Here is a 14,477-nt window from a genome sequence, read left to right on the forward strand (position 1 = left end):
CGTGTGACCGAACAGCCCACCGCGCCGCGCTTGAGCGACCCGAGCGACACCGGACGAGAGACGCCGGCGCGGCCCGGACCCGAACGCTCAACCGGTCGACGTATCGTCGGAGGTCTCGACAGGCTGGGTGGACCGGCGGACCACGAGATCGAAGGGAATGACGACGCCGGCCGGCAGGTCATCGTCACCGGCCTTGGCCCGGATCAACAGACGCGCCGCTTCGGCCGTCATGGCCGCGATAGGCTGGGCGATGGCCGTCAGGGGCGGGTTACTGAACTTCACGATCGGGGTGTCGTCGAAACTGACGATGGCCAGGTCTTCGGGCACGTTCAGCCCGGAAGCGGTCGCGACCCGCAGGGCCGCGAGGCCCATCTGGTCGTTCGAGGCCACCAGGGCGGTCGGACGATCCTCGAGGGTGCAGAAGGCCTCCATGGCGGCGGTCCCCGATGCGAACGAAAAATCGCCTCGCTCGATCAGCGCCTCATCGACCTCCAGACCCCGTTCGGCCAGCGCCTGCCGATAGCCTTCCAGGCGCTCTCCGCTTATCGTCCATTCATCGCTGCCGGTGATGAAACCGACGCGCGTGTGACCCAGGTCCAGCAGATGGGCGGTCGCAGCCTTGCCTGCCGCTCGATCATCCATCGAGATGGCGAAGCCGAGCCCGTCGTCCACCGAACCGATCCGGGCGAATGGCAGTCCCATCTGGACCAGAAGGTCGATGATGAGCATGTTGTCCGAATGCGGCGGCGTCAGGATGACGCCATCGGGGTGCAGGGCCGCGATGGCCGCGCCAACCTCCCGCTCGACGTGGGACGAATGGGTGTCCACCAGCTCGAAGATCATGCGGTAGCCGTGCTCGGCGCATTCCAGCATGCCGCCCAGCAGCATCTTGTCGACCCAGTCGGTGCCCTCGCCCAACCGCCATCCCTCGATGGTCCGGTCGCGATCGTTCAGCGCCAGCAGAAGATAGGAGCGGGAGCCCCCCATGCGCTGGGCTGCGAGACTCGGCACATAGCCCAGCTTCTCGACCGCCGCATTGACGCGGTCGCGCACCTCGGGACGAACGTTCGGCCCGTTGTTGATGACCCGCGAGACGGTCTGGAGGGACACGCCGGCCTCGGCCGCGACGTGCTTGATGGTTACGGAGCGGCGCACGCTGCTCCCATCCACGACTGTGGGACCGATCTGCTCATAAGGTCACGCTAGCCGATCCCGTCTCTGCCGTCGCGTAAAGATCAGGCGGCTTTCTGGGGCATTTCGGCCGCGCAGTGCTGGGCGATGAACTGAGCATGGGTCGGCAGGTCGTCGACGACCCGCTTCAGCAGTTCGGCCGCATGGTCCAGCTGTCCCGGCATGCCGTCGAACGGAATGCGATCGACCAGCGGATGATAGCCGCGCGGCCGCACCCCCATCCCCTCCATCACCGACTGCCAGCTGACCGCACGGAACAGCTCGTCCAGCCCCTCGGCCAGGCTGCCGTTGACACGGAACAGGTCGATCTTGCGCTTGAGCCCCGGCGGCAGTTCCATGTCGCGGCATTCGCGCCAGAAGGCCGTGTCTTCCCGTTCGGTCGTGCAGTAGTGCAGGACGATGAAGTCGCGGATCTCCTCATAGTCCGTCCGCATGCGGCGATTGTATTCTGCGGCCAGAGCTGGGTCGCAGTCGCGGTCCGGCAGGAGGCGGAAGAAGAAGTCCATGCCTCGGTAGATCAGGTGGATCGCTGTCGATTCCAGCGGTTCGATGAAGCCTCCGGCCAGCCCCAGGGCCAGGACGTTCTTGTCCCACAGCCGGTCGCGGACCCCCGTCTTGAACGGCACCACCATCGGCTTGACCACCGGCGCCCCCTCGACCTGGCTCATCAGGGTGGCGGTCGCCTCGTCGTCGCTCAGGTATTTGTTGCAGAAGACGTAGCCGTTGCCGGTACGGTGCTGCAGCGGGATGCGCCAGCGCCAGCCGAAATCCTGCGCCTGGGCCATCGTATAAGGCGTGGGCGGCCCGACATTCTCGGTCTGGACGGCGATGGCCCGATCGCACAGCAGCCAGTGGGACCAGTCCTCGTAGCCGACGCCCAGGGCCTTGCCGATCAGAAGGCTGCGGAAGCCCGAGCAGTCGATGAAGAAGTCCGCCTCCACCGTGCGTCCGTCCTTCAGGATCAGTTTCTCGACGAAGCCGTCAGGGCGAACAGCCACATCGTCGACGATGCCCTCGGTCCGCGTCACCCCCCGCGCCTCGGCATAGGTGCGCAGGAAGCGGGCCACGCGTTTGGCATCGACGTGCAGGGCATAACTGGCGCCCCCGACCGGCGTGCGCGCCGCCTTGAACGGCAGGGTGAACTTCCCGGCCTTCGCCATCGCGGTGGCCGGGGCGAAGTCCTGTAATGCGCCCGTGTATCCGTTCGCCCTGGCCTTCAGCCACAGCTGGTAGAAATCGGCCAGATCGACCGGCGCGCCGATGGTCCCGAAGGGATGGAAATACCGCTCACCCTTCGTCTTCCAGTCCTGGAATTCGATGCCCAGCTTGAAACTGGCCTGGACCTCGCGGATGAAGACCTGTTCGTCGACCCCCAGCTTGGCCAGCAGTTGCAGGAAGGGCGGGACGGTGGACTCGCCGACGCCGATGGTGCCGATATCGTCGGACTCGACCAGTTCGATCCGGCCCATCGCGCCCTTGAAATGTTCGGCCATCAGGGCGGCGGCCATCCAGCCGGCGGTGCCGCCTCCGACGATGCAGATCTTGCGGATCGGGCGGTTGGGATCGGCGTCCATTGAGCCCTCCATCAGGCGGCTTTTGGCGAGGGGAATTGAGACAGGAAGGCCCCGTGACTGGGGGTGCGGGCGACGACGTCGGCGATGGCCGTCTTCATCTGCATCATGCTGGCCGCGAGGTCCTGCGCGTTGACGCCCTCGACGGCGGGATCGATGCGGTCCGGCATGCGATCGAACCCGTCGTAGATGGCCAGCCAGCTGGACGGATGGAACATCTCCCAGCGATAGCGGACGAACTGTCCCCTCGCCTTCCACAGCTCGACCTTGCGGGCCAGGGTGTCGGGGATTTCAGCCTCGCGACGCTCGCGCCAGAAAGGTTCGTCGCGGCCGTTCAGCCAGTAGTGCAGGATGATGAAGTCGCGGGTCCGTTCCATCTCGCGTGCCGACTGGTCGTTGAACTCGTCGATGACGGCGGGGGCGAAGGTCTTGTCGGGGAACAACGACTTCAGCCGCTCGATCCCGTTCTCGATCAGGGCGATGCTGGTGCTTTCCAGCGGCTCAAGGAAGCCGGCGGACAGGCCCAGGGCGACGCAGTTCTTGACCCAGGTGCGGTCGCGACGACCGGGACGGAATCCGATGCGGCGCGGCTCGGTGATCGGCCTGCCCATCAGGTTGGGCATCAGGGCATCCAGGGCCTGCTGATCCGTCATGTGGCGGCTGGAGAAGACCAGTCCATTGCCGGCGCGATGGCGCAGCGGAATGCCCCACTGCCACCCGGCCGCATGGGCGGTGACGCGGGTATAGGGCGCGGGGTCGACGTCCGGCGCATTCTCGCTCTGAACGGCGAAGGCGGCGTCGCAGTCGAGCCAGCGCCCCCAATCCTCGTAGGCCGAACCCAGGGCCTCGCCGATCAGCAGGGCCCGGAAGCCGGAGCAGTCGACGAACAGATCACCCCCGACCTTTCGCCCATCGTCCAGCGTCAGGGCCTCGATGAAGCCGTCCGCAGGTCGCAGGTCGACGCTGGCGATACGCGCGTCGATCCGGCGGACGCCTGACCTTTCGGCATAGGCCCGCAGATGTTTGGCAAAGAGCGACGCGTCGAGGTGCAGGGCCCAGTCGAACACCGAGAGGGACGACGGCGGGTTCGGCGAGGGCTCGACGAACTTCCCGGCCTCGGCCAGAGACGCGCCCAGCGAATAGGCGGCCAGCGGCGTGCGATCTCCCGCCTGCCGTTGCTTCATCCAGTAGTTATGGAACCCCACCCCGCCCAGGTCCTGTCCATACAGGCCGAAGGGGTGGATGAAATCGGATCCCGCGCCGCCCCAGCCGACGAAGCGGATGCCCAGCTTGCAGCTGGCTTCGGTCGCACCCATCACCTCGGCGTCGGTCATCCCGAGCTGGGCGTAGAAGCGGCGGATCGTGGGAATGGTCGCCTCGCCGACGCCGATCGTGCCGATCTCGGAGGACTCGACGACCGTGATGGTCACCGGGCTGTGTCGCAGATGTCGGGCCAGTGCCGCGGCCGCCATCCATCCGGCGGTGCCGCCGCCGACGATGACGACGTCGCGAATGGCGGTATCGGACGCAGTGTCCATGGCGGGTCCTCGGCGGGTAATCTGGATACTCGAAAAGATTGGCCGGCGACAACGCGAAGGTCGCCGCCGGCCGAGGCTTCAGGAGATCTAGAACCGGGCGCGAACGCCCACGAACCAGCGCGGTTCGAACTCGTTGCGGGAGTGGAACTGTTCCGCCCCCTTTTCGAATTCGAGATAGTATTCCTCGATCTCGCCAAAGACGTTGGACCCGTTGGCGTAGATGGTGATGTCGTCTGTCACGTCATAGGTGATGTTGACGTCCACATACTGGGCCGTGTCCTGGTAGATCGGGATGGCCCCGAAGGTGCTGGCCAGGCGAGGCGTGCGGTAGTTCCACGCGATCCTCGTCTGCAGCCGCTCGCCCTGATACCAGAAGGCGGCGTTGATCTGCTGTTCGGAGTTGTCCGGGAACGGCAGGTCTTCGCCCGACAGGTTCTGGGCGTTCTGCGAGCTGTCGGAGAAGGTGTAGCTGCCGTCGAAACCGAAGTCGCGCAGGAAGCTGCCTTCATCCAGATAGTCGCTGAGCGCGAGCTTGGCCCCGACTTCCACGCCTTGCAGCGAGCCGCCTTCACCCTGGACCGGACGGTTGACCGGCACGGTGCGGCGAATGATGCCGTCCCCGTCGGCGAAGCGGCCGTCGTTGACCGTGGCGCGGGTGACGAAGCTTTCGATCTCCAGCTTGAACAGGGCGATGTTGAACATGGTCGCCTGACCCAGATAGTACTCCAGGCTGAGGTCGTAGTTGTTCGACCGCCAGGGATTCAGCTCCGGGCTGCCCGCGAAACTGGCCCCGGTCACCCGGCGGATGCCGACCGGCGGCGCCGTGGGATCGTCAGGCGTCGGACCGGCCGAATCGGCCGTCGAGACGGTGACTCCGCCGCCGTAGTTGCCAAGATCCAGGGGGATCATGGTCTTGTTGTAAGCGGCACGCAGCTTCAGTCGGTCGTTAAAGTCGTAGGTCAGGTTCACGGACGGCAGATAGTCGGTGTAGCTGCGCGACGAGACCGTGTCGCCGACGTCGAGGTTGGTGTCGCCGTAGTTGCGGGTGTCGCCGGTCTGGTTCTGGCGCACGCGCAGTTCGGTCCGGATCGCCTTCAACCCGATGTCGCCGGTCAGGTTGCCCAGGGCGATGGAGGCGTTGGCATAGGCGCTGTCCTCATAGAGGTCGACGTCATAGCTGTTGCCCGGGATGATGACCTCGTAGGCGCTGCCGAACACCCGCTGCTGGAAGCCGACCACGTCGTCGAAGTCGCGCGGATCGACGACCCAGACCCCCGGCAGACCCCGGGTTATCGACCCGTAATCATCTAGGAAGAAGGTGTTGTTGTTCGCGTTCAGGCGGGTCGGACGGTTGACCGTATAGCCCTGGAAGATGGTCCGGGGGTTGGTCGCGCTGACCGGCAGAGCCGGGTTGAAGCCGGGATTGGCCACCTGTTCCCCGGCCGAGCACTGGTTCTGGTTCATGACGACGTCGATCGCCTTCCACTGAACCGAACAGCCGTTGACGTCCGAGAACAGGTGGAAGCTCGTGATCTCCACCTCGCGCGCGGAGTGACGCAGGCCCACGTCGACCTTGGTGATGAAGCCCAGCGCGCTCTCGCCCTGGAACTCATAGCTGCCGTCCATCCGCAGGACCGTCAGCTCGGACTCGTTGCGCTGGTTGCCTTCCGACGAATAGGCCGCGACGGCATAGCTGTCCTGGTTCGACATGTAGTCGGTCAGCGGACGCGTCCCCAGACCGCCGACGATCGGCCGGTCGAAGCCGCTCCAGACCGTCTGCCCGCCGCCGATGTTCAGATGCAGTTGCGGGTCGTTGCCGATGCCGAGCGGGTTCGGATTGATGTAGCGCCCGCCAGCCGAACCGATGACGCCGTTCGAGTACTGCGACGCCGGATACTGGGCCGCGATCGCCGCCGAGTAGAAGGGTCCGCGGGTCCGGTCCAGCGGATCGCGGAACAGGGTGAAGGCGCGGTCGGGCGCGTACTGCCAGTCCGACAGATCGCCCTGAACCTGACCGTTCATGCTTAGAAGCGAGGCCTCGCCATGCAGGGCGCGGGCCGAGAAGGTGAAGGGGCCGCCCCGGTCGTAATCCAGCTCCAGATTGAAGTTGGTCGACTCGTTGTTCTTGGTGCGGTTCACGGTGAACGAGTTCATCCACCAGACGTCGAGATCGTACTCGGTGACGTCCAGCCAGGGGTTGCCGTTGTCGCCGTTCACGCCGGTCGTCGTCGAGGCCGTCGGCGTCGTCCAGGTCAGGCCGTTCCAGCGGTTCGAGATGTTCAGGCCGGCGGCGCGGTCATGCTCCTCCAGCTTGGTGTAGAAAACTTCGCCGGTCAGGGTGAAGCCGTCGTCGATCTGCCAGGTGAAGGCGCCGTTCAGGCCGGTGCGCGTGCGCTCCACCACGCGGGCGAAGCTGTCATAGCCGTGCGGCGCGATCCAGTTGGCGTCCGAGCCGCCCCAGTCGTTGTTGCCGAACACCCCGCCGGAAACGCCGGAGTAGTTGTTGCCCAGGTTGCTCTCGCTATAGACGCCCGACAGCATCACGCCGAAGCGGTCGTTGCGCCAGTTCAGCAGGCCGTTGAACAGATAGTCGTGCTCGCGCGTGTCCTGGCCGGTCGCGTACTCGGCGGCCTTGGCGACCGTCAGCCCCTCGTCGAAGTTGAACGGGCGCTGGGTGCGCAGATCGATCGTGCCCGAGATGCCGGAGATGGCGTTGCGCACGTCCATCGACTTGAACACGACGATCGAGTTCATCAGCTGGGCGGGCACGTCGTTCAGGTTCGGCTGCGCGCTGCCGAGGTTGCCGGGCGCCAGATACTGTTCGCCGTTCAGCAGGGTCACGACCTGCGGCAGGCCGCGAATGTTCACCGTCGCGCCCTCCCCGGCGCTCCGCTGGATCTGGATGCCGCTGATGCGTTGCAGGGCGTCGGCGACGGTGACGTCCGGCAGCTTGCCGATGTCCTCGGCCGAGATCGCATCGACGATCCCGGTACTGTTGCGCTTGATGTCGATCGACTGGGCCTGGGAGGCGCGAATGCCGGTGACGATGATCTCGTCGACGACGGTCTCGTCCTGGTCGAGCGGCGCGGTCTGGATCGGCGCGGTCTGTCCAAAGGCCGGCGAGGCCAGCGCGGTGCCGGCCATAAGGGCCGTCAGAATGGATCTCTTGTGCAGTCTCATGATGTTTCCTCCTCCGTGGTCGCCGCCTCTGGGTGCGGCTTTGTCCAATGTGTGCGTATTCAGGGCTTCAGGGTTTGCGTCGACAGCTGCGCCTCTCCCCCAAGAGTGTTGTCGAGCGCGTCTCGTCCGATCTGGACGCGATAGGGTCCGGCCGCGATCCGCCAGCCGGGTGCGGCCGTGTCGTATTCGGCCAGGATGCGGGGCTCGGCGGTGATGACCACCTCGCGGCTTTCGCCGGGCCTCAGCGACAGGCGCGACCAACCGGCCAGCCGGCGGGCGCCGTCGCCATGGGCGACATAGAGCTGGGGCAGGTCGGCGCCCTCGCGGTCGCCCACATTGGCAACCCGGAAGGTGACCCGCAGCCGGTCGCCGTCCTCGATCTTGAGGTCGCTGTATTGGAACTGCGTGTAGCTCAGCCCGTGGCCGAACGGGAACAGCGGCGCATGGCTCTCGCGCTCGTACCAGCGATAGCCGACGTCCGAACCTTCGGGGTACTCGACCGGGAAGGGCTCGAAGCCGACGGCGGCGCCTGACCCGGCGTTGGAGGCGGCATCCGACGCCTTCAGTTCCACAAGGCCGGGGACGGTCGGTCGCGGCGCCTGGTCGGCGCTGCGCGGGAAGGTGATCGGCAGACGCCCCGATGGGTTCACCTGGCCGAACAGGATGCGCGCGATCGCTTCGCCGCCGCGCTGGCCGGGATACCAGGCCTGGACCACGGCCGCGACGTCCTCCAGCCACGGCATCAGCACGGGCCCGCCGGTCTCCAGCACGACGGTCGTGTTCGGGTTGGCGGCGGCGACAGCGGCGATCAGGACGTCCTGATCGTCCGGCAGGGAGAGGGTTTCGACATCCTGCGCCTCGGTCGTCCACTGGGTCGCGAAGACGACGACCGCGTCCGCGCCCTGGGCGGCCCGCGCTGCGGCGGCCGCGTCATCGCCCGCGACGAACTCGACCTCGGCGTCCGGCGCGACGGCCCGGATGGCATTCAGCGGCGACGACGCGTGATAGGTCAGCCGCGCGAACGAGGCCGCCGCGCCCGACGTCAGCGGGATCTCGATCGGCGCCCCGCCGACGGAACGCACCTGGGACGAACCACCCCCGGACAGGACTCCGACGTCGGCATGACCGCCGATCAACACGATCCGTCGCGCGGTGGCGCGCAGCGGCAGCGCCCCGCCTTCGTTCCGCAACAGGACGATCCCCGCCTCGGCCGCACGCTGGGCCACCTCGGCGTTGGCGGCGTAGTCGATCGTCTGGGCCGTCGCGGGGACCGGCGTGTCCATCGCGCCCGTCTCGATCATCCCGATCAGGATTCGGCGCACCATGTCGTCCAGCCGCGCCTCGGTCACCCGCCCCGCCTCGACCGCCTCGGCCAGGGGCGCGCCGAAATAGATCTGGCGATCCAGTTCCTGACCTGACTCCTGGTCCAGTCCGCTGTTGGCGGCCTTCTCGGTCGAGTGCACCGCACCCCAGTCCGACATGACCCAGGCCGGATAGCCCCAGTCGCGCTTCAGCACCTGGTTCAACAGGAAGTCGCTCTCGCAGGCATAGTCGCCGTTGACGCGGTTGTAGGCGCACATGACCGAGCCCGGACGCCCGCGCTCGATGGCGATCTGGAAGGCCAGCAGGTCGCTTTCACGCAACGCCGCCTCGTCGAGGCGCGCGTCCATGATCATGCGCCCCGTCTCCTGGCTGTTGAAGGCGAAATGCTTGACCGTGGATACGATGTTGTTCGACTGGACGCCGCGGATGTGCTCGCCCGCCATGACCCCGGCCAGCAGCGGATCCTCGCCCAGATACTCGAAGTTTCGCCCGGCCCAGGGATCCCGCGTCAGGTTCACGCCGCCGGCCAGCAGGACGTTGAACGTCTTCGCCCGCGCCTCGGACCCGATCATGACGCCGCCCGCATGGGCGATGTCGGTGTCGAAGCTGGCGGCGGTGGCAAGGCTGGACGGTAGGGCCGTGGCCACGTCCCTGCGGCGTTGCTCGACCTGGTTGGCGACGCCCAGGCTGGCGTCGCTTTCCCGCAGGGCCGGTATGCCCAGACGCGGCACGCCCGGCACATAGCCTGCCGACGGGATCATCTGATCCAGCGGCGCGCCCGGCGTGCGGTCCGCCATCGGCGGGAAATAGCCGTGAACCAGCTGTAGCTTTTCTTCCCGGGTCAGTTGGGCGACCAGGGCCGACGCGCGGGCCGCTGCGTCGCCGACCGTCGCCGAGGACCCGGGCGCGACCTGTTCGAAGGCCCAGGCGGCGGCGACCGGCGTCTGCACGGCCATCAGGGCCACGGCGGCCACCGACAGGTTCCGCCACGCTCTCAATCTCGATGCCGTTCTCATGATCCCTCCAAGTCCAGGCAAGGGATTTCTGGCCGAACGATCCCACAGCGCACGCACAGCGACCGGTCCGCGAAATGACGGCTACGCCATTTCACACGCCCACTCGAAACAGACACGATCCGCGGACCGTGTCGCGCCGTCGCGGACACTGGAAGTCATCGCCCCGGTTTCGTCCCCGAACTTGATCGGCGGCGGACGTCCAGCACTTCGACTTCAGTCATCTGTACGAGTGATCGACTCGATTTTCCGTCCCTTGGAGGGTCTACGCCCTCTCACATGTTGGTAGAGCACGAGTTGAGAGCGTTCACAATCACAAACCGGCCACAAATGGTTACAGCCCGGCCGGAGCGACTTTAGCGTAACAGTTGCGGGCCTTCGGCGTCCGCGAAGCGCTTAGACGGACTGTTCGCGGATCTGGAACAACAGGATCAGGGCCACACCGGCCAAGGCCGTCAGCACGAGCAGAAGAGGCTGGAAATCCCCCTCCCCCGCCATGGCGAACGCCAGGGACGGCGCGATCAGAGCGGGGATGGTGTTCGTCAGGTTCAACAGCCCCATGTCCCGCCCCCGATGCTCGGGCGTGATCAGAAGCTGCATCGCATAGGCGCCCTGAAGCGCCAGGAAGAGGCCCACCCCGGTCGCGAACAGCACATAGCCGGAAGCCGCCGGACCCCATTGCGGCAGCAACGCCATCAGGGCCAACCCGGCCGTCATCATCGTAGCCGTGATCAGGAGGAAGGGTTTCCTCAGCCGCACCGCGTCCGACAGCCGCCCCAGTGCGATGGACAGGGGAACCAGGAGGATGGTCACTGATCCGGCCAGCCAGGCCACCTCACGTGCGATTTGTGACGGCGACGCCGGGGGTCCCGCCCGGTCCACCGTCTCGAAGTAGAAGACGAGATAGGCGAACAGGATGCTGCCTGCGATCTGGATCAGCAGGCGAGCCGTCCAGATGCGCGCCAGATTGCGTCTGCGCCCTGCTCCCGCCTGGTTGACGGGAACCGAGGCGGGCACGATCGCCCCGCGCCTGCGACTGATGAGAAGAAAGGGCGCCACGCAGGCCGTCACCAGACCGCCGACGATCGCCAGCTGCGTGGCTTCGGTCCAGTCCGCCGACGCCGTGACCGCCATCCCCGCGAGAGCGCCCAGGGTGTAGGCCGCCCCCATCAAGCCTCCTGTCAGACCCTTCTGCTGATCCGGGATTTCGTCGGCCGCAATGGCGCTGAGCGGCGCCAGCATCAGGTTGAGCGCCCCCTGGAACAAGACGATGCCGACGATGAGGCCAGCCCGGGTCGAGACCGCGTGCAGGACCGCGAAGGACGCCAGTGTCAGGACCAGACCCAGCGCCACCCAGGGACGTCGTCCGCGGGGCCGCAGCACCGTCCTGTCGCTGACCATCCCGACCAGGATGTTGACCACGCTGGCCACGACCGCCCCGATCAGGGTGGCCAGACTCAACAGGGCGACCTTGTCGTCAGGCGCGATGGCCTCGACCTTAATCGGCAGGATCAGGGTCAGCAGCGGCACATAGGCGATGACGCCTCCGCCCCAGGCCAGGGCGTAGAGCGCCAGGAAGCCCAGTCCGCGCGGCTGGACCGGCGATACCGCGTCGGCGGAGGTCAGGGTCTGGCTCCGAAGGTTCGCCGCATGCGCCATTCTGTCAGGTCAGTGCGCCCGACCACAAGCCAAACGCCGCGCCCATCCAAGCCGGCCGAGGCGAGATACCGGCGTTTTTCGCTCCCGGCCTGGCGATCAGGACGTCGGCGTGGCCCGAAAGTCGCGGACTTCGAACGGTGCCTCAACCCTCAGCGCCGGACTTCCGGTGACGATCACGGGCCGGTCTGGCTCGCCGGACAGACGGTGTCGTTGTTGTTCGGCGCCAGCCGGATCTCGGAGACCGAGACCGTGAAGGCCGAGGCGGTCGTCAGGCCGAACGGCACGTCGATCGCCGCCATGTCCACGCCCTCTCCGCCCAGGCAGGACAGCCGCACCTTCATCGTCCGCCACGCGTTCAGCGGCGCACCCTGGAACAGGTCGGTCACATCGGTCCGACCACGGCCGAACATCAGCCCTACGTCGCCTTGCGGCGCGGCATCCACCCGGTAGCGGAAGCTGATCGCCAGCTCGCCGTTGGCCTGACGAGACAGGTCGATCGGCACGCCCTCGATATAGGCATCGGCCGATCCCGAGCCCGAGAAGGCGAACTGCTGGCCGCTTTCCTGCGCCAGGTCGTCGATCGGCCGGACGCGCACGCCGTCGCGCGGACTGGAGGCCGCCTTGACCGTGCCGGGCTTGTTCTGCCCCCCGGCGTCCCGCAGCATCAGGCCCCAGGGTGCGACGTAGCGGCCGTCGACGAAATAGCTGTCGATGCTGGAGGCCACGCTCTCGACGCCGCTCTCTTCGGACATCATGCCGACCTCGCCCGGCCTGTCGTAGGTCAGGCCATAGCCATAGGCGAACTGCGGATCATATCCCGGCTCGCCCCGGTTCAAAGGCGTCCCGGTCGCATCCTTGGGCCAGCTGAACGACAGCGTCCCGTGGAAGTCGTTGCGCGGCCGTCCATCGGCGTCGCCGATCAGGACATCGGCCACGCCCCCACCTTCCGTGCCCGGCAGCCAGGCGGCGACGAAGGCGTCCGAGGCGTTGAGTTCCGGATTGATCCACATCGGCCGCCCCGACAGGAAGACCGACACGGTCGGCACCCCCGCCGCCTTGAGCCGACGCAGCGTCTCCAGCGGTGCGTCCGGCACGAAGTCCAGCGTGTCCACATCGCCCTGGAACTCGGCGTACGGCATCTCGCCGAAAACGACGATGGCCACATCCGGCGTGTCGGTGAAGGCGCCGTCGGCGCTCAGCATCGCCGTCCCGCCTGCAGCCTCGACCGCTTCCTCGATCCCGCCCCAGATCGACTGGCCTTGCGGGAAGTCGGCATTGGTGTTGCCCGTCCCCTGCCAGGCCAGGGTCCAGCCGCCCGACGCCTGACCGATGTCGTCGGCCGCCGGTCCGGCCACCAGCACACGCGCCCCGGCCCGGATCGGCAGAACGCCCGCCTCGTTCTTGAGCAGGACGAGCGACTTGCGCACCGCCTCGCGCGCCAGGGCGCGATGCTCGGGCGAAGCCAACTGGCTGAAGTCGCCTTCGACCGGCCGCTCCGCCCGGAACACCCCCGCCTTGACCTTGGCGCGCAGGATGCGACGCACCGCCTCGTCCAGCCGTTCTTCGGAAATCCTGCCGGCCCGAACATGCTCCAGCGTGCTCTCGTAGAGAGGCTTCCAGGTATCGGGCGCCATCAGCAGGTCGACGCCGGCGTTGATGGCCAGGGCGCAGCTGTCGTTGCTGCATCCCGGCAGTTGCCCGTGCGCGTTCCAGTCCGACACCACGAAGCCGTCAAAGCCCAGCGGCCCGCGCAGCACGTCGGTCAGCAGGCTGTGGTTGCCTGTGTGCTTGACCCCGTTCCAGCCGGAGAAGCTGGCCATGACCGACAGAACGCCCGCGTCGATCGCGGCCGGATAGCCGCCCAGATGGATGTCGATCAGCTCCCGTTCCGATCCCCGAAAGTCGCCCTGATCCTCGCCCTCGAACGTGCCGCCGTCCGCCAGATAGTGTTTCGCCGACCCCGCGATGCGGCCGGGCGCCAGGGGCCGATCTGCCGACAGCTCTCCCTGAAGCCCCAGCGTCATCGGCCCGGCATAGGCGCGCTGCACCTCGGGGTCTTCGGCATAGCCTTCATAGGCCCGACCCCAGCGGTCGTCGCGCGGCACGGCCAGCGTCGGTCCGAACGTCCAGTCCGCGCCGGTGACCGCGACCTCCATGGCCGTGGCGACGCCGATGCGGTGGATCAGATCGGGATCGCGCGCCGCGCCCAGGCCGATGTTGTGCGGGAAGATGGTCGCGCCCGGCACATTGTTGTGCCCGTGCACGGCGTCGATGCCGTAGATCAACGGAATGCGCGCGCCCGGCCGCGCTGCGGCGGCGGCGCGGAACGCTCGCGCCAGATCGACCCAGGCCTGGGCCGGCGCCTTGTCGTCGCCGCCTGGGCCGGAGCTGCCGCCCGCAAGGATCGAGCCGAGCGGATACTGCGCCAGATCGGCCGGCGTGATCGCGCCGATGTCGGCCTGAATCGTCTGTCCGACCTTCTCCTCCACCGTCATCCGGCTCATCAGCTCGGTGACGAAGGCCTCGGTTTCGGCGTCGCTCATCGCGTCGGGAGAGGCGGCGCGTGGCCAGACCTGCGGATCGGCGGTCGCGGCCGGTGGCACGCTCAGATCCTGCGCTGTCGCTCCGATGGGCGCTGCGAGCAGGACGGCCAGAACCGCCGTCGATGACAGTAGATTTCGCATGGATTTTCCTCGCCCTTTTGAGTTCCCGTGCGCCGCTCTGCCGGCGGCTCTTTGATCAGGATCGCCGAGTATGTGCAGCTCAAGCTGAGATTGTCACCGAAATTGTGAACGCTCTCAATCAGGGCGGCGTCATCGACCCGGAAGACGAAGCTCGAGGCCCTGGCAGGACGGTCAACACGTCGCCGGGCCCGCGACCAGGGCTCCCGGCGGGCGATCCAGCCGATCGCTCAACTGACTTGTGGAGGGCGGCCTTCCGTCCGCCCGATCTGGCCAGAACGGGTCGAAGCGCGCCGACGGGATCGGCGCGCTGCAAAATGG

Annotated in this window: 7 protein-coding genes; all 7 read right to left on the reverse strand. The window is 67.1% G+C overall.

The annotated features are described in order from the left end of the window. Positions 1-87: 87 nt before the first annotated feature. The 7 genes from ACW171_RS07100 to ACW171_RS07130 all read right to left on the reverse strand — a co-directional run bounded on the left by ACW171_RS07100 (position 88) and on the right by ACW171_RS07130 (position 14,159). Positions 88-1,155 (reverse strand): LacI family DNA-binding transcriptional regulator, encoded by a 1,068-nt coding sequence (locus ACW171_RS07100; protein ID WP_492096376.1) that lies wholly within the window; start codon positions 1,153-1,155, stop codon positions 88-90. Positions 1,156-1,235: 80 nt separating this feature from the next. Then, positions 1,236-2,765 carry a tryptophan halogenase family protein gene (locus ACW171_RS07105; RefSeq protein ID WP_492096377.1) on the reverse strand — a complete coding sequence of 510 codons (1,530 nt, stop codon included), beginning with the start codon at positions 2,763-2,765 and terminating at the stop codon, positions 1,236-1,238. A gap of 11 nt (positions 2,766-2,776) precedes the next feature. Then, positions 2,777-4,300, reverse strand: coding sequence for a tryptophan halogenase family protein (locus ACW171_RS07110; RefSeq protein WP_492096378.1), 1,524 nt, complete (start codon positions 4,298-4,300; stop codon positions 2,777-2,779). A gap of 87 nt (positions 4,301-4,387) precedes the next feature. Continuing rightward, complete coding sequence (locus tag ACW171_RS07115; protein WP_492096379.1) at positions 4,388-7,480, reverse strand: TonB-dependent receptor; 3,093 nt, start codon at positions 7,478-7,480, stop codon at positions 4,388-4,390. Between the two features lie 59 nt (positions 7,481-7,539). After that, positions 7,540-9,819, reverse strand: a complete 2,280-nt coding sequence (locus ACW171_RS07120; RefSeq protein ID WP_492096380.1) for a beta-glucosidase family protein — start codon at positions 9,817-9,819, stop codon at positions 7,540-7,542. Between the two features lie 393 nt (positions 9,820-10,212). Further along, complete coding sequence (locus tag ACW171_RS07125) at positions 10,213-11,475, reverse strand: MFS transporter (protein WP_492096381.1); 1,263 nt, start codon at positions 11,473-11,475, stop codon at positions 10,213-10,215. 173 nt (positions 11,476-11,648) lie between these two features. After that, on the reverse strand, positions 11,649-14,159 hold the full coding sequence (locus ACW171_RS07130) for a glycoside hydrolase family 3 N-terminal domain-containing protein (protein WP_492096382.1): 2,511 nt from the start codon (positions 14,157-14,159) through the stop codon (positions 11,649-11,651). Between the last annotated feature and the right edge of the window lie 318 nt (positions 14,160-14,477).

It is taken from the genome of Brevundimonas sp. FV1ye28 (genome assembly GCF_058681135.1).

Bases quoted from the DNA above. Each gene is read 5' to 3' on its own strand.
- ACW171_RS07115 (WP_492096379.1), bottom strand. From the start codon at position 7,480: ATGAGACTGCACAAGAGATCCATTCTGACGGCCCTTATGGCCGGCACC.
- ACW171_RS07110 (WP_492096378.1), bottom strand. From the start codon at position 4,300: ATGGACACTGCGTCCGATACCGCCATTCGCGACGTCGTCATCGTCGGC.
- ACW171_RS07120 (WP_492096380.1), bottom strand. From the start codon at position 9,819: ATGAGAACGGCATCGAGATTGAGAGCGTGGCGGAACCTGTCGGTGGCC.
- ACW171_RS07125 (WP_492096381.1), bottom strand. From the start codon at position 11,475: ATGGCGCATGCGGCGAACCTTCGGAGCCAGACCCTGACCTCCGCCGAC.
- ACW171_RS07105 (WP_492096377.1), bottom strand. From the start codon at position 2,765: ATGGACGCCGATCCCAACCGCCCGATCCGCAAGATCTGCATCGTCGGA.
- ACW171_RS07130 (WP_492096382.1), bottom strand. From the start codon at position 14,159: ATGCGAAATCTACTGTCATCGACGGCGGTTCTGGCCGTCCTGCTCGCA.